Genomic DNA, 19,801 nt, shown 5'->3' with positions numbered 1-19,801 from the left:
CAACTGTCATGTAGGACGCCGAGTTGATGGGCTGGTCAGATAGCTATGAGCGCCTGATGAGCATGCGGCGATGAGTACGTCTACGTAACGACGGTCCGGCGGCACAGCCTCCCGGGCCGAGTAAGGGAGTGCAGTGGCGAAGGTCCGGGTATACGAGCTCGCCAAGGAGTTCGGTGTGGAGAGCAAGGTCGTCATGGCCAAGCTCCAGGAGATGGGCGAGTTCGTGCGTTCGGCGTCCTCGACTATCGAAGCACCGGTAGTCCGCAGGCTCACGGAAGCTTTGGGCGGTCCCCCCAAGGGTTCGTCCGACAGGGGCGGCAACAGGTCGCCCAGGCCGCCGCAGGCGGCACCCCGGCCGGCCGGAGGCCAGGCCGGAAACGGCGCTCCGTCGCCGGCATCGATTCCCAAGCCGGGACCGGTTCCCAAGCCGGGCCCCAGGCCGGGTCCCGCCGCGGCACGTCCCGCGGCCCCCGCGCCTCAGGCCCCGCCGGTTCCCCAGCCCCAGCAGGCACAGCCTCAGCAGCAGGCGCAGCCTCAGCAGCCGCCCTCGCCGGTCCAGCCGCCGAGGTTCGAGGCACCCCGTCCCGCCGCCCCCGGCCCCAAGCCGGGTCCGCGTCCGGGACCGCGTCCGGGACCCGCCCCCCGTACCGAGGGCCGTCCTTCCGGCGGTCCCGGTGGCGGTCAGGGCGCTCGTCCCGGTCAGGGTGCCCCCGCTGCGGGTGGCCCCAAGCCGGGCCCGCGTCCCGGCCCGCGTCCGGGTCCGCGCCCCGGCAACAACCCGTTCTCCTCGAACGCCAGCGGCATGGGCCAGGCCCGTCCGCCGCGTCCCGGTCGTGAGGGCGGCGGCCCCGAAAGGGGTCCGCGTCCCGGCGGTCCGCGTGAGGACCGCGGGCCCCGCGAGCAGCAGGGTCAGCGTGACGGCGGGCCTCGCCCCGGCGCTCCGCGCGCGGGTCAGGCCGGTCCCGGCGGTCCGCGTCCCGGGCCTCCTTCGGGTGGCCCCCGTCCCGGTGGCGGCGCGGGCGCGGGTGGTCCGCGTCCCGGCGGCCCCCGGCCCAGCCCGATGATGATGCCCCAGGGCCGTCCGGCTCCCGCCGGCGGCGGGCGTCCCGGTGCTCCCGGCGGCGGTCGTCCCGGCGGTGCCGGTCGTCCCGGTGGCGGCGGTGGTCGTCCCGGTGGCGGCGGCTTCGCCGGTCGTCCCGGTGGTGGCGGTGGCGCGGGTCGTCCCGGCACCGGAACCGGTGGTCCCGGTGGTGGCGGTGGCGGCGGCTTCGCCGGTCGTCCCGGTGGCGGCGGTGGCCGTGGCCGTGGCGGCGGTACGGCGGGCGCCTTCGGCCGTCCCGGCGGGCGTCCGACCCGTGGTCGCAAGTCCAAGCGCCAGAGGCGCCAGGAGTTCGACAACATGCAGGCCCCGGCGATCGGCGGCGTGCAGGCTCCCCGTGGTGGCGGCCAGACGATCCGTCTGTCGCGTGGCGCCTCCCTGGCGGACTTCGCCGACAAGATCGGCGCGAACCCGGCGTCCCTGGTGCAGATCATGCTGCACCTCGGCGAGATGGTGACCGCCACGCAGTCGGTCAACGAGGAGACGCTGCAGCTGCTGGCCGCCGAGCTGGACTACAACCTGCTCGTCGTCAGCCCGGAGGAGGAGGACCGCGAGCTTCTTGAGTCCTTCGACATCGAGTTCGGCGAGGACGAGGGCGACGAGGGCGACCTGGTCGCGCGTCCGCCGGTGGTGACCGTCATGGGTCACGTCGACCACGGTAAGACCAAGCTGCTCGACGCGATCCGGCACACCAACGAGGTCGCGCGGGAGGCCGGTGGCATCACCCAGCACATCGGTGCCTACCAGATCTCCACCGAGCACGAGGGCGAGGACCGGAGGATCACCTTCATCGACACCCCGGGTCACGAGGCGTTCACCGCCATGCGTGCCCGTGGTGCCAAGGTGACCGACATCGCCGTCCTGGTCGTCGCGGCGGACGACGGTGTGAAGCCGCAGACGATCGAGGCTCTGAACCACGCCCAGGCGGCCGACGTGCCGATCGTGGTCGCGGTCAACAAGGTGGACAAGGAGGGCGCCGACCCCAACAAGGTCAGGGCCCAGCTCACCGAGTACGGCCTGGTCGCCGAGGAGTACGGCGGCACCACGATGTTCGTCAACATCTCCGCCAAGAACGGGACCGGCATCGACGAGCTGCTCGAGGCCATCCTGCTCACCGCGGACGCCGAGCTCGACCTGCGGGCCAACCCGACGATGGACGCCCAGGGCGTCGCCATCGAGGCGCACCTCGACAAGGGCCGCGGCCCGGTCGCGACCGTGCTGGTCCAGCGCGGCACGCTCCGCGTCGGTGACTCGATCGTCTGTGGCGAGGCCTTCGGCCGCGTTCGGGCGATGGTCGCCGACAACGGCAAGCTGATCGACGAGGCCGACCCGTCTCGTCCGGTCCAGGTGCTCGGTCTGACCGCGGTGCCGGGGGCCGGTGACAACTTCATCGTCGTCACCGACGACCGGATGGCCCGGCAGATCGCCCAGCAGCGGGCGGCTCGCAAGCGCATCGCGGACATGGCCAGGTCCGGCCGCCGCCGTACGCTCGAAGAGCTCTTCAGCGAGATGGAGAAGGGCCAGGTCGACGAGCTCAAGCTCATCATCAAGGGTGACGTCTCCGGTTCGGTCGAGGCCCTTGAGGACGCGCTGCTCAAGATCGACGTCGGCGACGAGGTCCGCCTGCGGGTGCTCCACCGCGCCGTCGGTGCGATCACCGAGTACGACGTCAACCTGGCGGTCGCGGACGACAACGCCGTCATCATCGGCTTCAACGTGCGCCCGGAGGTCCGGGCACGCGACCTGGCCGAGCGCGAGGGCGTCGACATCCGCTACTACTCGGTCATCTACCAGGCGATCGAGGAGATCGAGGCGGCCCTGAAGGGCATGCTCAAGCCCGAGTACGAAGAGGTCCAGATGGGCACCGCCGAAGTCCGCGAGGTCTTCAAGGTGCCGAAGATCGGCAACATCGCCGGTGCGCTGGTCCGTTCGGGCACGATCGTCCGGAACAGCAAGGCGCGGATCATCCGTGGCGGTGTCGTCATCTCCGACAACCTCACGGTCAGCTCGCTGCGCCGGTTCAAGGACGACGCGACCGAGGTCCGTGAGGGCTACGAGTGCGGTATCGGTGTCGGCTACAACGACATCAAGATCGACGACGTCATCGAGACGTTCGAGATGCGGGAGAAGCCGCGCGTCTGACGCCACCGGTCCGGCACGGGCACCCGTAACGGCCGAGGGAGCCGCCCACAGTGTGGGCGGCTCCCGGAGCCGCGGCGGCCCCGGGCCGGACGGCGTGCGTCAGAGCCGCGGCTGGTGACTGACCAATGTATGTAGGTGCCCTGACACTGGACATCCTGCTCGGCGACGTCCGTTCGCTGAAGCAGAAGCGCTCCGTGGTGCGTCCCATCATCGCCGAGGTGCAGCGACGGTTCCCGGGTGTGGCCGTCGCGGAGACCGGACATCTGGATCTGCACCGCCGTACCGAGATCGGGATCGCCGTCGTTTCCGCGACCGCGTCCAACTGCGGTGCGGTGCTGGACGACTGCGAGCGACTGATCGCCTTCCACCCGGAGATCGAGCTGTTGTCGGCGAGACAACGGCTCTACAACGAGGACGAGGACTAGCACGGAGCGACCGGTCGCGGAGTTGTCGTGCCCGGTCGTTACTGTGAGAAGGGGGGAGCGAATATGGACGCCGCACGCGCACGTAAGATCGCCGACCGCATCCAGCAGGTGGTCGCGGAGATGCTGGAGCGTCGGATCAAGGACCCGAGGCTGGGCTTCGTGACCGTCACCGACGCTCGGATCACCAACGACCTGAGCGAGGCCACGGTGTTCTACACCGTGTTCGGCTCCGAGGCGGAGCGGGCTGACTCGGCGGCCGCCCTGGAGAGCGCCAAGGGGCTCATCCGGTCCGAGGTCGGGCGTCAGACCGGTCTGCGTCACACGCCGACGCTGACGTTCACCCACGACCCGCTCCCTGACAGCGCCCGCCACCTGGACGGGCTGTTCGCCGAGGCGAAGGTCAGGGACGCCGAGATCGCCAAGCAGGCCGCCGGAGCACGGCACGCGGGGGAGGCGGACCCGTACCGCAAGCCCGCCGAGGAGAGCGACCTTTCCGAGGAGGACGAGGACGAGCCGGCCGAGCAGGCGGGACGCCCCGCGACGTGACCTCCGACCCGCGTGAGAGCGACCCGGTGCCGGAGCGCGACTGGGACCGGGCCGTCGAGCTTGTCTCGGCCGCGGGAGAGGTGGCGCTGGCCTGCCACATCTCGCCCGACGCGGACGCGCTCGGTTCGATGCTCGCCGTCGGCATGGCGCTGCGCGCGGAGGGCAAGCGGGTCACGGCCTCCTTCGGGGAGCGCAGGTTCCGGGTTCCCCGGCTGCTGCGCTTCCTGCCCGGCCAGGAGTTGCTGGTCGAGCCGGCGGCCTACCCGGCGGTGCCCGAGCTGATGATGACGTTCGACGTCCCCGTCGCCGACCGGCTCGGCACGCTGGCCGCCAACGCGGGCAAGGCCAGGGAACTGGTCGTGGTCGACCACCACGCCTCCAACACCGGGTTCGGCACGCTCAACCTGGTCGATCCCGAGGCGGCGGCGACCGCCGTGCTCGCCGAGGAGCTGCTCGTACGGCTTGGCCTGCCGATCGGCAGGCAGGTGGCGACCTGTCTGTACGCCGGGCTGGTCACCGACACCGGATCGTTCAGGCACTCCTCGACCACGCCGCGGGCGCACGCCATGGCCGCCAGGCTGCTGGCCACAGGCCTGAACCCCGAGAAGATCGCCAGGGAGCTGTGGGACCGCTCGCCGTTCGGCTATCTCCGGGTGCTCGGCGCCGCGCTCGACCGGGCGGTGCTCGAACCCTCGACGGGGCCGGGGCTGGTCTGGACGTTCGTCACCAGGCAGGACCGGGCCGCCCAGGACCTGCCCTACGACGAGGTCGAGGGGATCATCGACGTGGTCAGGCGGACCGACGAGGCCGACGTGGCCGTGATCCTCAAGGAGGACGACGACGGGGCCTGGCAGGTCTCGACCCGTTCGAAGGGGGCCGTCGACGTCGCGCGGGTCTGCGCCGCGCTCGGCGGGGGCGGGCACGCGCGGGCGGCCGGGTTCACCTCCCACCTGCCGGTCGAGCAGACCATGGAGAGCCTGCGCGCCCTCCTGTAGTTCCCGGGCCGTGCCGCCGGCGCGGCCTCTTCGCACACAGCTCTTCTCCTGATGAGGACTCCCATGAGCACGGCTCGCGTCAAGCGCACCCCGCCGCCGAGCGGACTGATCATCGTGGACAAGCCCGCCGGGTGGACCTCGCACGACGTGGTCGGCAAGATGCGCGGCGTCGCGGGCACCAGGAAGGTCGGGCACGCGGGCACCCTCGATCCGATGGCGACCGGGGTGCTGGTGATCGGGGTGGAGAAGGCGACCAGGCTGCTCGGGCACCTGGCGCTGACCGAGAAGGGCTACGACGGCACGATCAGGCTCGGTCAGTCGACCAACACCGACGACGCCGAGGGGGAGATCGTCGCCTCGGCCTCGGCCGCCGGGATCGCCGCAGAGGAGGTCGGCAAGGGCGTCGCGGCCCTCACCGGGCGCATCATGCAGGTCCCACCGCAGGTCAGCGCCATCAAGGTGAACGGCGAACGGGCCTACAAGCGGGCGCGGGCGGGCGAGGAGGTCGAACTGGAGGCCCGGCCGGTCACCGTCTCCGCCTTTGAGATCCTCGACATCCGGCGTGAGGGGGACCTGCTCGACGTGGACGTCTCCGTGACCTGTTCCAGCGGCACCTACATCAGGGCACTCGCCCGCGACCTGGGGACCGCGCTCGGCGTCGGCGGTCACCTGACCGCCCTGCGGCGCACCCGGGTCGGGCCGTACGACCTGTCGGCGGCCCGCACGATCGAACGGCTCGCGGCCGACTGCGTCATCCTGCCGATGGCGGAGGCGGTCGCGGCGGCCTTCCCGCGTCGTGACGTGACCGAGCAGGAGGCCGGTCTCGTCGCGCACGGCGGCAGGCTGCCCGCGGCGGGGCTGGGCGACGGGCCGATCGGGGTCTTCGGGCCGGACGGCACGCTGCTGGCCCTGGTCGAGGAGCGGGGGAGGCTGACCAGGTCGTTGGCGGTCTTCGTGCCCTGATCCCCGCGGGCTCACCCGGACGCGACCGCGACCGGCCCGGGCTTCGAGGAGATCATGGTCCACACCCCCGGAGTCACGCTCCGCGGCCGGGCACACGCCGGGTCCAGGGCCTGTTCCCGCGTCACACGACCCGGCGGCCGGTAAAAGGATCTTCTGTTCGCTCCACCGGGCTCCCCGATTGGAGCGAAGCCGGGGCGGCATGGCAGGCTTTAGGGATCGATCCGCTACAACGGGAAGAGGTCACGGTGCGAGCCTGGCACGGATTGGACGACGTGCCCGAAGACTGGGGCAGGTCCGTCGTCACGATCGGCGTCTTCGACGGGGTTCACCTGGGGCACCAGCAGATGGTCGCCCGCGCCGTGGCGCTGGCGGGGAGGCTCGGCCTTCCCTCGGTGGTGGTGACCTTCGACCCGCATCCCGAGGAGGTCGTGCGCCCCGGCACGCATCCCCCGAGGCTGACGACGGGCAGGCACCGCACCGAGCTGCTCGCCGGTCTCGGTGTCGACGCGGTCTGCGTGCTGCCGTTCACACTCGACTTCTCCCACATGAGCCCGGACGAGTTCGTGCAGACCGTGCTGGTCGACCGGCTGCACGCGGCGGGTGTCGTGGTCGGGGAGAACTTCCGTTTCGGTCACAAGGCCTCGGGCGACGTCGAGACGCTGCAGACCCTCGGTGAGAAGTACGACTTCGTCGCGGAGGCGGTCCCGCTGGTGAGCAACGGGGAGGCGATCTCCTCCACCCTCATCCGCGAACGGCTCGCCGCGGGCGACATGGAGGCCGTGGCCGTCGCGCTCGGCCGTCCGCACCGGGTCGAGGGAGTGGTCGTGCGCGGCTACCAGCGAGGCAGGCAGCTCGGCTTCCCGACGGCGAACGTCGAGTCGCCCGAGCACACCGCGATCCCCGCCGACGGCGTCTACGCGGGCTGGCTGCAGGGGGTCTCCAACGGCAACCTGCCCGCCGTCTACGGCGGGGAGCGCTGGCCCGCCGCGATCTCCGTGGGCACCAACCCCACCTTCGAGGGGGTGCCGCGCACGGTCGAGGCCTACGCGCTCGACCGTGACGACCTCGATCTCTACGGCGCCCACGTGGCCGTCGACTTCGGGCGGCGGCTGCGCGCCAACCTCAGGTTCGACTCGGTCGAGGCGCTCATCGAGCAGATGCGCGCCGACGTGGACGAGGCCCGCCGCATCACCCGCGAAACGCCGTAAAGGCTCCGGTGTCCCGCCGGGCGCGTGGGATGTGCGCGTCCGTCCGGCCCGGTGGTAATCTGGCGTGTCAGCTCTGTAACCGGTGGTATCGCACCCCGGGCGCTGGCCCGCCACGGCGACTGTAGGCACGCACGGTCGTTCGGGCACCTGTATACCCGCGTGCCCGCAGAGTCCGAGGAGAGACGTGTCGCTCGACACCGCCGCCAAGAAGCAGATCATCGGAGAGTACGCCAAGGGTGAGGCCGACACCGGCTCCCCCGAGGTGCAGATCGCGCTGCTGAGCAAGCGCATCAGCGAGCTCACCGAGCACCTGAAGCTGCACAAGCACGACCACCACAGCCGCCGCGGCCTGCTGCTGCTCGTCGGCCGTCGCCGCCGGCTGCTGAAGTACCTGCAGAACAAGGACATCGAGCGTTACCGCTCGCTCATCGAGCGGCTCGGCCTGCGCCGATAGGTTCACCGGGGAGCGGCGCTCGCGCCGCTCCCTTCATCTCATATGGGGGGTGTCGGCGCGTCGCGCCGTAAAGACACCCCCGGTGTGAGCAAACTGAATAGCCGAGACAGTGCCCCGCGTCCGCACAGCAAGCGCGCCCCACGGCGTCGGAGGGCCGGTCCTCGGTAGTGGCCCCCGGTCATCATGGCATCAGCCGTACGGAACCGGGCGCTTCAATCGAAGACCGGCGCTGCACCTACGGGGAGCCGGCAGGAAAAGACGACCCAGGCGCGAGACGCGTGCCTGGGGGACGCGGGCGACCGATCAAAGGAGGTCCCCGTGGAGGGTGTCCACAGCAGTGAAGCCGTAATCGACAACGGCTCCTTCGGCACGCGTACCATCCGGTTCGAGACCGGCAGGCTCGCGCGCCAGGCGGCAGGCTCCGCCGTCGTCTACCTCGACGAGGAGACGATGGTCCTGTCCGCGACCACGGCGTCCAAGTCGCCCAAGGAGAACTTCGACTTCTTCCCGCTCACGGTCGACGTCGAGGAGCGGATGTACGCCGCGGGCCGCATCCCCGGCTCGTTCTTCCGGCGTGAGGGCCGTCCCTCCGAGGACGCCATCCTCACCTGCCGTCTGATCGACCGGCCGCTGCGCCCGTCGTTCGTCAAGGGTCTGCGCAACGAGGTCCAGGTGGTCGCCACCGTCATGGCGCTCGACCCCAACCACCTCTACGACGTGGTCGCGATCAACGCCGCGTCCCTGTCCACCCAGCTCGCCGGGCTGCCCTTCTCCGGGCCGATCGGCGGCGTGCGGGTGGCGCTGATCGAGGGCCAGTGGGTGGCCTTCCCCACCCACTCCGAGCTGGAGAACGCCACCTTCGACATGGTCGTCGCGGGCCGGGTCCTCGACGACGGCGACGTCGCCATCATGATGGTCGAGGCCGAGTCCACCCGTGACACGCTCAAGCTCGTCGCGGAGGGCGCCGTCGCTCCGACCGAGGAGACCGTGGCGCAGGGCCTCGACGCCTCCAAGCCGTTCATCAAGGTGCTCTGCGAGGCCCAGGCCAAGATCGCCAAGGTGGCGGCCAAGGAGGTCAGCGAGTACCCCGTCTTCCTCGACTACCAGGACGACGTCCTGGAGGCCGTGACCAACGCGGTCAGGAGCGAGCTGGCCGCCGCGCTGACCATCGCGGGCAAGCAGGAGCGTGAGGTCGAGCTCGACCGGGTCAAGGCGCTGGCCCTGGAGAAGGTCGCCCCCGACTTCGAGGGCCGCGAGAAGGAGATCGGCCCGGCGTTCCGGTCGCTGACCAAGAAGCTCATGCGCGAGCGGGTCATCGCCGAGGGCGTCCGCATCGACGGCCGCGGCGTCAAGGACATCCGGCAGCTCAGCGCCGAGGTCCACGTCGTGCCCCGGGTGCACGGTTCGGCCCTGTTCGAGCGCGGTGAGACCCAGATCCTGGGCATCACCACCCTCAACATGCTCCGCATGGAGCAGATGATCGACACGCTCAACCCGGAGCGCACCAAGCGCTACATGCACAACTACAACTTCCCGCCCTACTCCACGGGTGAGACGGGCCGCGTCGGTTCTCCCAAGCGCCGCGAGATCGGCCACGGCGCGCTCGCCGAGCGGGCGCTGCTGCCGGTCCTGCCGACCCGCGAGGAGTTCCCCTACGCGATCCGTCAGGTCTCCGAGGCGCTCGGCTCCAACGGTTCGACCTCCATGGGTTCGGTCTGCGCCTCGACCATGTCGCTGCTCGACGCGGGTGTCCCGCTCAAGGGCATCGTCGCGGGCATCGCGATGGGCCTGATCAACGAGGGCGACCAGTACGTCACGCTGACCGACATCCTCGGTGCCGAGGACGCCATGGGCGACATGGACTTCAAGGTCGCCGGCACCAAGGACGTCATCACGGCCCTGCAGCTCGACACCAAGCTCGACGGCATCCCCGCCTCGGTCCTGGGCGCGGCGCTGAAGCAGGCCAAGGGCGCCCGTCTGGCCATCATCGACGTGATGCAGGAGGCGATCGACTCCCCGGCGGAGATGAACGCCACCGCTCCGCGCATCATCACGATCAAGGTCCCGGTCGACAAGATCGGCGAGGTCATCGGCCCGAAGGGCAAGATGATCAACCAGATCCAGGACGACACCGGCGCCGAGATCACGATCGAGGACGACGGAACCATCTACATCGGCGCCACCGACGGCCCGTCCGCCGAGGCGGCCAGGTCGGCGATCAACGCCATCGCCAACCCGCACATGCCGGAGGTCGGCGAGCGCTACCTGGGCACGGTCGTCAAGATCGCCGCCTTCGGCGCCTTCATCTCCCTCATGCCGGGCAAGGACGGTCTTCTGCACGTCTCCCAGATCCGCAAGCTGCACGGCGGCAAGCGCATCGAGAACGTCGAGGACGTCATGAACGTCGGGGAGAAGATCCAGGTGGAGATCGCCGAGATCGACTCGCGCGGCAAGCTCTCCCTGGTCCCGGTCGAGGTCATCGAGAAGGAGGCCGCGGCCAAGGCCGAGTCCGGAGCCGACGGGGACGAGTCCCCGGCGCCCGCCGAGGACAGGCCCCGCGAGGACGCCGCCCCGCGCCGCCGTACCCGCACCCGCAGCAGCGGTGCGAGCCGTGGAGGGGAAGACCGCAACTCGTGACGACCACCACTCTGCACCCCGGCAAAGACGGTGCCGGGGTCGTGCGGCGCACCGTCCTCCCCGGTGGGCTCCGGGTGGTGACCGAGTCCATGCCGACCGTGCGTTCCGTCGCGGTCGGCATGTGGGTCGGCATCGGATCGAGGGACGAGGCCCCCGAGCACACGGGGGCCTCCCACTTCCTTGAGCACCTGCTGTTCAAGGGAACCCCAACGCGGGACGCCCTGGAGATCTCCGCGGCGATCGAGGGCATCGGCGGTGAGATCAACGCCTTCACCGCCAAGGAGTACACCTGCTACTACGCGCGGGTCCTCGACGAGGACCTGCCGCTGGCGGTGGACGTCCTCGCCGACGTGATCACCTCCTCGCTCATCACCCCGGAGGACGTCGAGGCCGAGCGTGGTGTGATCCTGGAGGAGATCGCCATGCACGACGACGATCCCTCGGACGTGGTGCACGAGCAGTTCTCCGCCGCCCTGTACGGCGACACGCCCGTCGGCCGCCCGATCCTCGGGACGGTCGAGTCGATCAAGGCGCTGTCGCGTGACCGGATCGCGGAGTACTACCACCGCTACTACCTGCCCTCGCACACGGTCGTCGCGGTCGCGGGCAACGTCAGCCACGAGTACGTCGTCGAACTGGTCGCGGCCGCCTACGAGCGGGCGGGCGCGCTCGGCGGTGAGGAGTGGCACGCCCCGCCCCGCGTGGGCGGCGCGGAGGTTCCCTACCGTTCCGGCGTCACGGTCCTCGACCGGACGACGGAGCAGGCGAACCTCGTGCTGGGCACCGCGGCCCTGGCCCGCAACGACGAGCGCCGCTTCGCCCTGGGCGTGCTCAACGCCGTGCTCGGCGGCGGCATGTCGTCGCGGCTGTTCCAGGAGATCAGGGAGAAGCGGGGCCTGGCCTACTCCGCCTACAGCTACACCTCCGCCTACGCCGACACCGGCCAGTTCGGTGTCTACGTCGGCTGCCTGCCGCCCAAGATCGACGAGGTCCTCAAGGTGGCGCAGGCCGAGGTGGCGCAGGTGGTCGCGCACGGCATCACCGAGGAGGAGCTCGTCCTCGGCAAGGGGCAGATGCGCGGCGGCCTCGTGCTCGGCCTTGAGGACACCGGGTCGCGAATGTCCAGGCTGGGCAAGAGCGAGCTGGTGCACGACCGCCTGATGTCCGTCGACGAGGTGCTCGGCCGCATCGAGGCCGTCACCCTCGACGACATCCAGGCCGTGGCCCAGGAGATCCTGCGGCGTCCGATGACCCTGGCGGTCGTCGGACCCTACGCAGGCCGGGACTTCTCCCCGCTCCTGGTCTGAGCTTCCACCGGTGTGACCGGCCGCCCTGCGCGACGGCCGGTCACACCGGTGGAGATAGGCTGACCGGGTGATCAGGGTAGGAGTTCTCGGCGCCAGAGGGCGCGTGGGCATCGAAGTGTGCAAGGCCGTCGAGGCGGCCGACGATCTGGAACTCGTCGCGGCCGTCGACAAGGACGACCCCATCGAGGAGCTTGAGGGCGCCCAGGTGGTGGTCGACTTCACCCACCCGGCCGTCGTCATGGACAATCTGGCCTGGTGCGTCTCCCACGGCATCCACGCCGTGGTCGGCACCACCGGGTTCGACGCCGAGCGTCTGGCCCGGGTGCGCGGCCTGCTCGACGACAACCCCGGCGTGAACGTGCTGATCGCCCCCAACTTCGGCATCGCGGCCGTCCTGATGATGCGCTTCGCCCAGCAGGCGGCCCGCTACTTCGACTCCGCCGAGATCGTCGAGCTGCACCACCCCAACAAGGCGGACGCCCCCTCGGGCACGGCCCGCCGTACGGCGGAGCTGATCGCCGAGGCGCGTCGCAAGGCCGGGATGGGGTCGATGCCCGACGCCACCAGCGCGGAGCTCGACGGCGCCCGCGGAGCCGACGTGGACGGCGTCCACGTCCACGCGGTACGGCTGGCCGGGCTGATCGCCCACCAGGAGGTGATCCTCGGCGGTGACGGCGAGATCCTCACCATCCGCCACGACACGATGAACCGCGCCTCCTTCACCCCGGGTGTGCTGCTCGGCGTGCGCCGGGTCGGTGAGACGCCGGGCCTCACCGTCGGCCTCGAACACCTTCTGGACCTCTAGCCGGATGACGGACGTCCGATGGGCGAGCGCCGCCGAACTGCCGGGCCTGGCCGAGGTCGAGATCGCGGCCGACGGGGTGTTCGCCCAGGTCGGCATCACCTTCCCGCCGGGGACCACGATGGTCGAGGAGGCCGGTGACCCGGCACGGGTGCTGGTCGCCGGAGACCCGCCGTTCGGGTTCGCGATGATCGGCTGGGTGGACGGCCAGGTCCACCTGGACCAGCTGGCGGTCCATCCGGCCCACGGGCGGCGGGGCGCCGGCGGGAGCCTTCTCGAAGCCGTCTGCGAGCACGCGCTCGCCGAGGGGGCGGCCGCGGTGACGCTGACGACCTTCAGGGACGTGCCGTGGAACGCGCCGTGGTACGCCCGGCGGGGCTTCGCCGTACTGGGACAGGAGGAGTGGGGGCCGGAGCTGGCAGCCCTGGTGGTCCACGAACGGGAACTGGGCATCGAGCTGGCGCCCCGGGTCGTGATGCGCAGGCTCCTGTGAGGGCGCGCCGTACCGGGCGGGCCTCTGTGACGGTGGCACGCCCTCGCCGGGCCGGGCGGATAGCATCGCTGGTGTGAGCCGGTTTCGCGATGAGCTGTGGCGGGTGGTCGACGGTGTCTACGGACGCATCCTGGCTCATCCCTTCCTCACCGGGCTGACCGACGGGACACTCCCGCGCGAGGTCTTCCGGCACTTCGTGGTGCAGGAGACCCACTTCCTGCCCGACTACGCGCGGGCGCTGGCGGCGTGCGGGGTCAAGGCGGCCGATCCGGCGGCGGTGCAGCGTTTCGCCGCCGACTGCGCGCGTACGGTCGAGGTCGAGCACAGCCTGCACGTCGAACTGCTGACCGCCTTCGGTCTCGACCGGGACGAGGCGCGCCGGGCGGGGGCCGCCCCGACGACCGTCGGCTACGCCTCCTACCTGCTGCGCGTCTGTCACCTCGGGACCTTCCCCGAGGCGCTGGGCGCGATCGTGCCCTGCTACTGGATCTACGCCAGGGTCGGTGAGGCGCTGTTGAAGCAGTCTTCGCCGGATCCGCTCTACGCCTGGTGGATCGAGACCTACGGCGGCGAGCACTACCAGGAGACCGTCGCCGGGGTGCTCGACCTGCTCGACGAGGTCGCCGCGACGCTGCCCGAGGCCGACCGGGCGCGACTGTGCGAGCACGCGCTGACCACCGCGCGCTACGAGTGGCTGTTCTGGGACGCCGCGTGGCGGCGGGAGTCGTGGCCGATCTGAGCGGCGGTTAACCTACAGGTATGCGCCTGCGGGACCTGTGCCAGGTCGATCACCTGGGGCTGAAGGTCCTCACCGGTCACGACCTGCTCGACCGCAGGGTCCGTGGCGTCACGACCACCGACCTCATCGATCCGGGCCGCTTCCTCAAGCCCGCGGAACTGGTCCTCACCGAGCTGACCTGGCATGACGGGCCCGGCTCCGCCAGGCGGTTCGTGGCCGCCCTGGTCGAGGCCAGGGTCGCCGCGCTCTGCTCGGGCACCGCCCTCAAGGTGCCGCCCGCCGACCTCGTCGACGCCTGCGCCGAGGCGGGGCTGCCGCTGCTGGCCCTCGGCGTCGAGGTCTCCTTCGGCGCGCTCACCGAGTACGTGCTGCGTGCCCTGATCGAGGAGTACGGCGCCGCCGCCCCCAGCAGGCCGTACGGCCCGCGCAGGAGGCTGGCGAGCACGCTCGTCGACGGCGGCAGCCTGAGCAAGGTCGTCACCACGGTCGCCGGGGAGCTGGATGTGCCCTGCTGGGTGCTCTCGGCGACGGGCCGGGTGGTCGTCGGCTCGCAGCCGCTGCCCGAGGGGGCCGGTGGGCGGCTGGCGCAGGCGTTCCTGTCCGCCCGTTTCCTGCCCGGTACGGCACCGCAGCCGGACGGCACCGTGCTGTCGGTCTTCCCGGTCAGCAAGGGGGCCCCGCACCGGATCGCCAACTGGTTCCTGGCCTACGCGGGTGAGCAGGTGCGGGCGGGCGGTGAGCATGAGGACCTGGTCGTCGAGCTGGCCGCGCTGGTGGCGCTCGAACGCTCCCGCCTTGAGGCGGCCCACCGCATCGAGCGCCGGGTCCTCGACCAGCTGCTGGACCTGCTGGCCTCCGGCGACGCGAACCTGCCCGGGGTGGTCTCCCGGCTGCACACCCTGCACATCGAGACCGAGCACGGCCTGCTGGCCGTCGCGCTGGCCGTGGAGGGGATCGACCGGGCGGACGAGGTGGGGGTCGCGGTGCTCGACGAGCTGCTGCGCCCGCTGGCGCCCGGCGTGGCGACCGCCGCGGACCGGCACGCCGTGGCGCTGGTGCCGCTGGCGGGCAACACCGCGGACGAGCTGACCGCGCACCTGCTGGCCGGGGCGGCCACGCTTGAGGCCGGGCTCGGCGAGGCCAGGATCACGATCGGCGTCAGCAGCGTGACCAACGGCCCGGCCACGCTGAGCGGCCTGATCGAGGAGGCCAGGCACGCCCGCACGCTGGCCGAGCTGGGTGAGGGCCGGGTCTCGGCGATCACCGGGGCCGACGTCAGCTCCCACCGCTCCCTGATCGCCGCCATCCCCGGGGAGTTGCGGCGCTCGTTCAGGACCCGGCTGCTCGGCCCGCTTGAGGAGTACGACGCCGCCCACCAGACGGACCTGCTGGAGACGCTGGAGACCTTCCTTGAGGAGTCGGGCGCGTGGGCGGCGACCGCTGACCGGCTCCACGTCCACGTCAACACGCTGCGCTACCGGCTCAAGCGCATCGAGGAGCTCACCGGCAGGTCGCTGACCTCCCTGGACGAGCGGGTGGACTTCCTGCTGGCCCTGCGGATGCGCTGATCCCACGGACCTCACCGGGGTTACCCTGTGTCCGCATCGCAATGCGTCCTCATCCACCCCCTTTTCAGCCTGAAGGACGTGAAAGACCACATGAGACACCGACTCATCGGGGCTCTGGCCGTCGTGGGAACCCTGCTGATCCCGCTGGGAGCCGCCGTCCAGGCGGACGCCACGGTCGTCCTCCCGATCCGGATCGACGCCAACGGGCCCGGCCTCACCGACTCCTCGGGAAACCTCTGGGAGGCCGACCGGGGATACGACATCCGTTACGGCGGCGGCCGGATCCCCTCTCCCATCGAGGGCACCGTCGACGACGCGCTGTACCAGACCTACAACGCCTTCGGCGGCGGAGCTGGCTACGCCCTCGACCTGCCCAACGGCACCTACCGGGTCACCCTGAAGATGGTGGAGGACTGGGCCACGGCGGCGGGGCAGCGCCGCTTCGACGTCAGGGCCGAGGGGGTGACCGCACTCGGCGCCTTCGACATCTACGCGAACTGCGGCAGGCTCACGGCGTGCGACCGCTCCTTCACCGTCGCGGTCACCGACGGCCGATTGAACCTGCAGTTCAGCGCGAACGGCGGAGCCAACCACGCCACGGTCTCCGCCGTCGAGATAACCGCCGCCACGGCCACTCCCTCGCCGTCGCCCACGGCCTCCCCGTCGCCCACAGCGTCCCCCACAGCGTCCCCCACAGGGTCGCCCACGCCGTCTCCCGGGGGCGGCCGGGTTGTCGCGGTGTCAACGGCCTCGGGGCTCAAGACGGCGCTGAGCACGGCCCTGCCCGGTGACACGATCCGGCTCGCCGACGGGAGATACACGGGCAACTTCAAGGCCACCGTGGCGGCCAGGCCCGACGCCCGCATCACGATCACCGGCTCCTCCGGGGCGGTCCTCACCGCGGGCGGCGGCTACGGCCTGCACCTCAACGGAGCCTCCTACTGGACCGTCACCGGCGTCACCATAACCGGCGGCCAGAAAGGGATCATGATCGACGCGGCGAAGGGCGTCGTCATCGACGGCGTCACCGTGCACGACCTCGACATGGAGGGCGTGCACTTCCGCAACTCCAGCACCGACGGCGTCATCAGGAACTCCACCATCTACGACACCGGTAACGACGGCCGGGGCATGGGGGAGAGCGTGTACGTGGGCACGGCCAACACCCTGTCCGACAACAGCGACCGCATCGAGATCGCCGGCAACACGATCGGTCCGGACGTCGGCGGTGAGAACGTCGACATCAAGGAGGGCACGACGGGCGCCAGGATCGTCGGCAACACCTTCGACGGCGGCGGGCTCACCGGCGCCAACTACGACGACTCCTGGGTCGACGTGAAGGGCAACGACGTCCTCGTCCAGGGCAACGTGGGCAGGAACACCACCAACAACGGGTACGAGACCCACACCCAGCGGCCCGGATGGGGCTGCGGCACCGTCTTCCGCGACAACGTCTCGGACCTGACGGGCGCGACCGGTGACCGGCGGCTGGCGATCAACGTCACCAACCATGCCCCCGGCTGTGAGACGACGGTCCACGCGAGCAACACGGTGACGGGCGGCAACGGCCTGACGAACGTCCCGGTGACCCCGTGAGACGGCTGGAGGCCGCCGCCCGGACTCGGGCGGCGGCCTCCAGCGGGTTGGTTCAGCGGGCGGCGTAGGCGTCCAGCTCGGCGAGGTAGGCGTCCTTCAGATGGCGGGGCAGCCAGGTGATCTCGAAGGCGTTGCGTTCGAGCTGGACGAGGTCCTCCTCGGTCAGCGAGAGCTCCTCGGCCAGGACGGCCAGGTTCTCCTGGACGTAACCGGCGAAGTAGGCCGGGTCGTCGGAGTTGACCGTGACGCGCAGGCCGAGGTCGAGCATCCTGCGGATGGCGTCGGCCTTCGTCGAGTCCGTCACGTAGCCGTTGGAGATCGGGCACACGGTCAGCCCGAGCCCCCGCTCGCGGAGCGTCTCGACCAGCGCCGGGTCCTCAAGGACGTTGACGCCGTGGTCGACGCGGTCCACGCCGATCTCCTCGACGGCCTGGCGGATGTGCTCGACCGAGTTCTCCTGGTCGACGTCGCAGTGCATGGTCAGCAGGTAGCCCTCCTGCCTGGCCCGCTCGTAGACGGCCTTGAACTTGACCGGGGGGTTGCCCTTCTCGTCGGAGTCGAGACCGACACCCACGATCCACTCCCGGTAGGGCAGCGACTCCAGCAGCGTCGCCATGGCGTACTCGGCCTGGAAGTCGCGCAGGAAGCACATGATGAGCTGCGCCCTGATCCCGAGCTGCCGCTCGGCGTCGATCAGCGCACGGCGCAGGCCGCGGATCACGAGGTCGAAGGGCACACCACGCGAGGTGTGGGCCTGCGGGTCGAAGAAGATCTCCGCGTAGCGGACGTTCTGCGAGGCGGCCTTGCGCAGGTAGGCCATGGCCAGGTCGTAGAAGTCGGGCTCGGTGCGCAGCACCTCCATGCCCTCGTAGTAGATCTTGAGGAAGGAGGGCAGGTCGTCGAAGGAGTAGGCGGCCCTGATGTCCTCGACCGAGGAGTAGGGCAGCTCGATGCCGTTGCGCTCGGCGAGCGCGAACTTGAGCTCGGGTTCGAGGGTGCCCTCGATGTGCAGGTGGAGCTCGCACTTGGGCAGCCCCGCGATGAAGTCGGTCATGCTCTAGCTCCAGGAGAGGATCGGGTCGACGACCTTGAGTTCGACGCAGTCCACCAGGCCGAGATCGGTGATGGCGTAGTCGGGGATCGCGGTGATCGACAGGAAGAAGAGATACATCAGCGGTGAGGGCAGCGCGCAGCCCAGTTCGCGGGCCAGATCGTCCAACTCGCTCTCCGCCTCGGCCATCTCCCGCGCGGGCAGGTCGGAGACGATGCCGCCGACCGGCAGCGGCAGCAACCGCAGGACCTCGCCGTCCACGACGACGGCCTGGCCGCCGCCCGCCCGGACGACCTCGTTGACCGCCAGGGCCATGTCGGAGCGGGAGGCGCCGACGCAGATGATGTTGTTGTCGTCGGGGGCGGCGCTGGTGGCGATGGCGCCCCTGGTGATGCCGAAGCCGTTGACCAGGGCGACCGGCCGGTTGGCGGTCTTGCCGTACCGCTCGACGACCGTGATGTAGAGCGCGTCGTGCTCGACGGACGGTTCGACGACGCCGCCGGTCACGGGGAGCGTGACGTCGTGCCGCTTGCGGACGAAGACCTGCTCGGGGCTCATCCGCATGGCCAGCGCGGTGACCGAGGCGGCCCCTTCGGGAGCGCGCAGCACGATGTCGTCCGCGGTCAGCTCGGCGACGGGGAAGGGCCGCACCGGCGGGCGGGCGGGCGGCGCCGTGGGCGTGATCATGGCGTTGTCCCTGGCCACGAGCCTGCCACCGGCCACGACCTCACGCACCTGGAAGTCGGCCAGATCGTCCACGATCAGCACGTCGGCGAAGCGTCCCGGGGCGATGCTGCCGACCAGGTGGTCGATCCGGTACATCTCCGCGCAGTTGATCGTGGCCATCTGGACCGCCGTCACCGGGTCGACGCCCGCCTCGACGGCCATCCGGACCAGCTTGTCCATGTGCCCGGCGGCGAGCACGTCGGCGGCGTGCACGTCGTCGGTGCAGAAGGCCACCCGGCGCGCGCCGACCTGGGAGACCACCTGGATGTTCTCCTGCAGGAAGTGGGCGACGCTGGACTCACGCACGATGGCGTAGATACCCAGGCGGAGCTTCTCCAGTGTCTCCTGCGCCGAGTACGACTCGTGGTCCAGGCGGATCCCGGCCGCGGCCAGGCCGCTGATCCGGCGTGTGTCGGACATCGGGGCGCAGCCGAAGACCGGGAGCCGGTGCCGTTCGGCCAGGTCGAGGGCCTCCATGACGGCCTCGTCGCCGTGCTCGACGAACTCCTGCACGGTCTCCCAGATGCCGACGCACTCGGGCCACTCGTGGGCCAGCCGGTGCTCGGCGGGGCCGAAGGTGTGCCCGACGGTCGACTCGGGAACGGTGTAGGGGGCCTTGGCGGGTGCCCCCCACCACACGCGCATGCCGGTGGCCGCGGCCTCGTCCAGGCAGCTCCGGACCCCGGGCAGGCCCTCGGCCACCAGGATCTGGTCCAGGCCGGAGACGACGCTGGTCGTGCCGTAGGGGACCACCAGGTCGGCGAAACCGGTCACGGAGAGCTTGCTGCACTCGATGTGCAGGTGGCCGTCGATCAGGCCGGGGACGAGATGGCCGCCCCGGGCATCGATGATCTTCGTCTCGGGGCCACGGGGCAGGTCGGGACCGACCAGGGCGATCCGGGAGCCGCTGATCCCGATCTCCGCGGGATAGGTCTCGCCGGTCAGCACGTTGACCAGGACACCGTTGGTGATGATCGTGTCGGCGGGACGTCGTCCGTACGCGACGTCGAGCAGGGCGCGGTCGGGCATTTCGCTGCGGCCTTTCTGCGG

The 19,801-nt window shown here is 70.8% G+C and carries 16 protein-coding genes; 14 read left to right on the top strand and 2 right to left on the bottom strand.

Annotated features, from left to right (window positions below; genetic code table 11):
* Positions 1-133 precede the first annotated feature (133 nt).
* From infB to ABZ470_RS09010, 14 genes are all read left to right on the top strand, one after another.
* Positions 134-3,241: a translation initiation factor IF-2 gene (gene infB, locus ABZ470_RS09075; RefSeq protein ID WP_352008448.1), complete on the top strand. Its 3,108-nt coding sequence runs from the start codon at positions 134-136 to the stop codon at positions 3,239-3,241.
* Positions 3,242-3,366: 125 nt separating this feature from the next.
* Positions 3,367-3,666, top strand: a complete 300-nt coding sequence (locus tag ABZ470_RS09070; RefSeq protein WP_352008449.1) for a DUF503 domain-containing protein — start codon at positions 3,367-3,369, stop codon at positions 3,664-3,666.
* 63 nt (positions 3,667-3,729) lie between these two features.
* Positions 3,730-4,212: a 30S ribosome-binding factor RbfA gene (gene rbfA, locus ABZ470_RS09065; protein ID WP_352008450.1), complete on the top strand. Its 483-nt coding sequence runs from the start codon at positions 3,730-3,732 to the stop codon at positions 4,210-4,212.
* The gene (locus ABZ470_RS09060) at positions 4,209-5,207 is read left to right on the top strand and encodes a DHH family phosphoesterase (RefSeq protein WP_362910948.1); all 999 of its coding nucleotides are present in this window, start codon (positions 4,209-4,211) and stop codon (positions 5,205-5,207) included. Before rbfA ends, ABZ470_RS09060 begins: the two co-directional genes overlap by 4 nt.
* Before the next feature lie 63 nt (positions 5,208-5,270).
* Positions 5,271-6,170 carry a tRNA pseudouridine(55) synthase TruB gene (gene truB / locus ABZ470_RS09055; RefSeq protein ID WP_352008452.1) on the top strand — a complete coding sequence of 300 codons (900 nt, stop codon included), beginning with the start codon at positions 5,271-5,273 and terminating at the stop codon, positions 6,168-6,170.
* A 245-nt stretch (positions 6,171-6,415) separates the two neighbouring features.
* Entirely contained in the window at positions 6,416-7,378 is a 963-nt protein-coding gene (locus tag ABZ470_RS09050) for a bifunctional riboflavin kinase/FAD synthetase (RefSeq protein WP_352008453.1), read from the top strand.
* A 184-nt stretch (positions 7,379-7,562) separates the two neighbouring features.
* Positions 7,563-7,832, top strand: coding sequence for a 30S ribosomal protein S15 (gene rpsO / locus ABZ470_RS09045; RefSeq protein ID WP_352008454.1), 270 nt, complete (start codon positions 7,563-7,565; stop codon positions 7,830-7,832).
* A 318-nt stretch (positions 7,833-8,150) separates the two neighbouring features.
* Positions 8,151-10,469 (top strand): polyribonucleotide nucleotidyltransferase, encoded by a 2,319-nt coding sequence (locus ABZ470_RS09040; protein WP_352008455.1) that lies wholly within the window; start codon positions 8,151-8,153, stop codon positions 10,467-10,469.
* Positions 10,466-11,776 (top strand): pitrilysin family protein, encoded by a 1,311-nt coding sequence (locus ABZ470_RS09035; protein WP_352008456.1) that lies wholly within the window; start codon positions 10,466-10,468, stop codon positions 11,774-11,776. Before ABZ470_RS09040 ends, ABZ470_RS09035 begins: the two co-directional genes overlap by 4 nt.
* Before the next feature lie 67 nt (positions 11,777-11,843).
* On the top strand, positions 11,844-12,581 hold the full coding sequence (gene dapB / locus ABZ470_RS09030; protein WP_352008457.1) for a 4-hydroxy-tetrahydrodipicolinate reductase: 738 nt from the start codon (positions 11,844-11,846) through the stop codon (positions 12,579-12,581).
* Positions 12,582-12,585: 4 nt separating this feature from the next.
* Positions 12,586-13,071: a GNAT family N-acetyltransferase gene (locus tag ABZ470_RS09025; RefSeq protein WP_362910946.1), complete on the top strand. Its 486-nt coding sequence runs from the start codon at positions 12,586-12,588 to the stop codon at positions 13,069-13,071.
* Between the two features lie 73 nt (positions 13,072-13,144).
* On the top strand, positions 13,145-13,810 hold the full coding sequence (gene tenA / locus ABZ470_RS09020) for a thiaminase II (RefSeq protein ID WP_352008459.1): 666 nt from the start codon (positions 13,145-13,147) through the stop codon (positions 13,808-13,810).
* 20 nt (positions 13,811-13,830) lie between these two features.
* Entirely contained in the window at positions 13,831-15,378 is a 1,548-nt protein-coding gene (locus ABZ470_RS09015; RefSeq protein WP_352008460.1) for a PucR family transcriptional regulator ligand-binding domain-containing protein, read from the top strand.
* A gap of 90 nt (positions 15,379-15,468) precedes the next feature.
* Positions 15,469-16,974 carry a malectin domain-containing carbohydrate-binding protein gene (locus ABZ470_RS09010; protein ID WP_362910944.1) on the top strand — a complete coding sequence of 502 codons (1,506 nt, stop codon included), beginning with the start codon at positions 15,469-15,471 and terminating at the stop codon, positions 16,972-16,974.
* A 52-nt stretch (positions 16,975-17,026) separates the two neighbouring features.
* Here the strand turns inward: ABZ470_RS09010 and ABZ470_RS09005 are convergent, their stop codons facing one another.
* Together ABZ470_RS09005 and ABZ470_RS09000 are read right to left on the bottom strand one after the other, a co-directional pair.
* Positions 17,027-18,028: an adenosine deaminase gene (locus ABZ470_RS09005; RefSeq protein ID WP_352008462.1), complete on the bottom strand. Its 1,002-nt coding sequence runs from the start codon at positions 18,026-18,028 to the stop codon at positions 17,027-17,029.
* Between the two features lie 3 nt (positions 18,029-18,031).
* Positions 18,032-19,780: an adenine deaminase C-terminal domain-containing protein gene (locus ABZ470_RS09000; RefSeq protein WP_362910942.1), complete on the bottom strand. Its 1,749-nt coding sequence runs from the start codon at positions 19,778-19,780 to the stop codon at positions 18,032-18,034.
* Between the last annotated feature and the right edge of the window lie 21 nt (positions 19,781-19,801).

It is taken from the genome of Streptosporangium sp. NPDC020072 (assembly GCF_040631445.1).
In the GTDB taxonomy this organism is placed as follows: domain Bacteria; phylum Actinomycetota; class Actinomycetes; order Streptosporangiales; family Streptosporangiaceae; genus Streptosporangium.
Note: the sequence above shows the minus strand (reverse complement) of the source record. Positions and strands in the feature narration are given on the sequence as shown.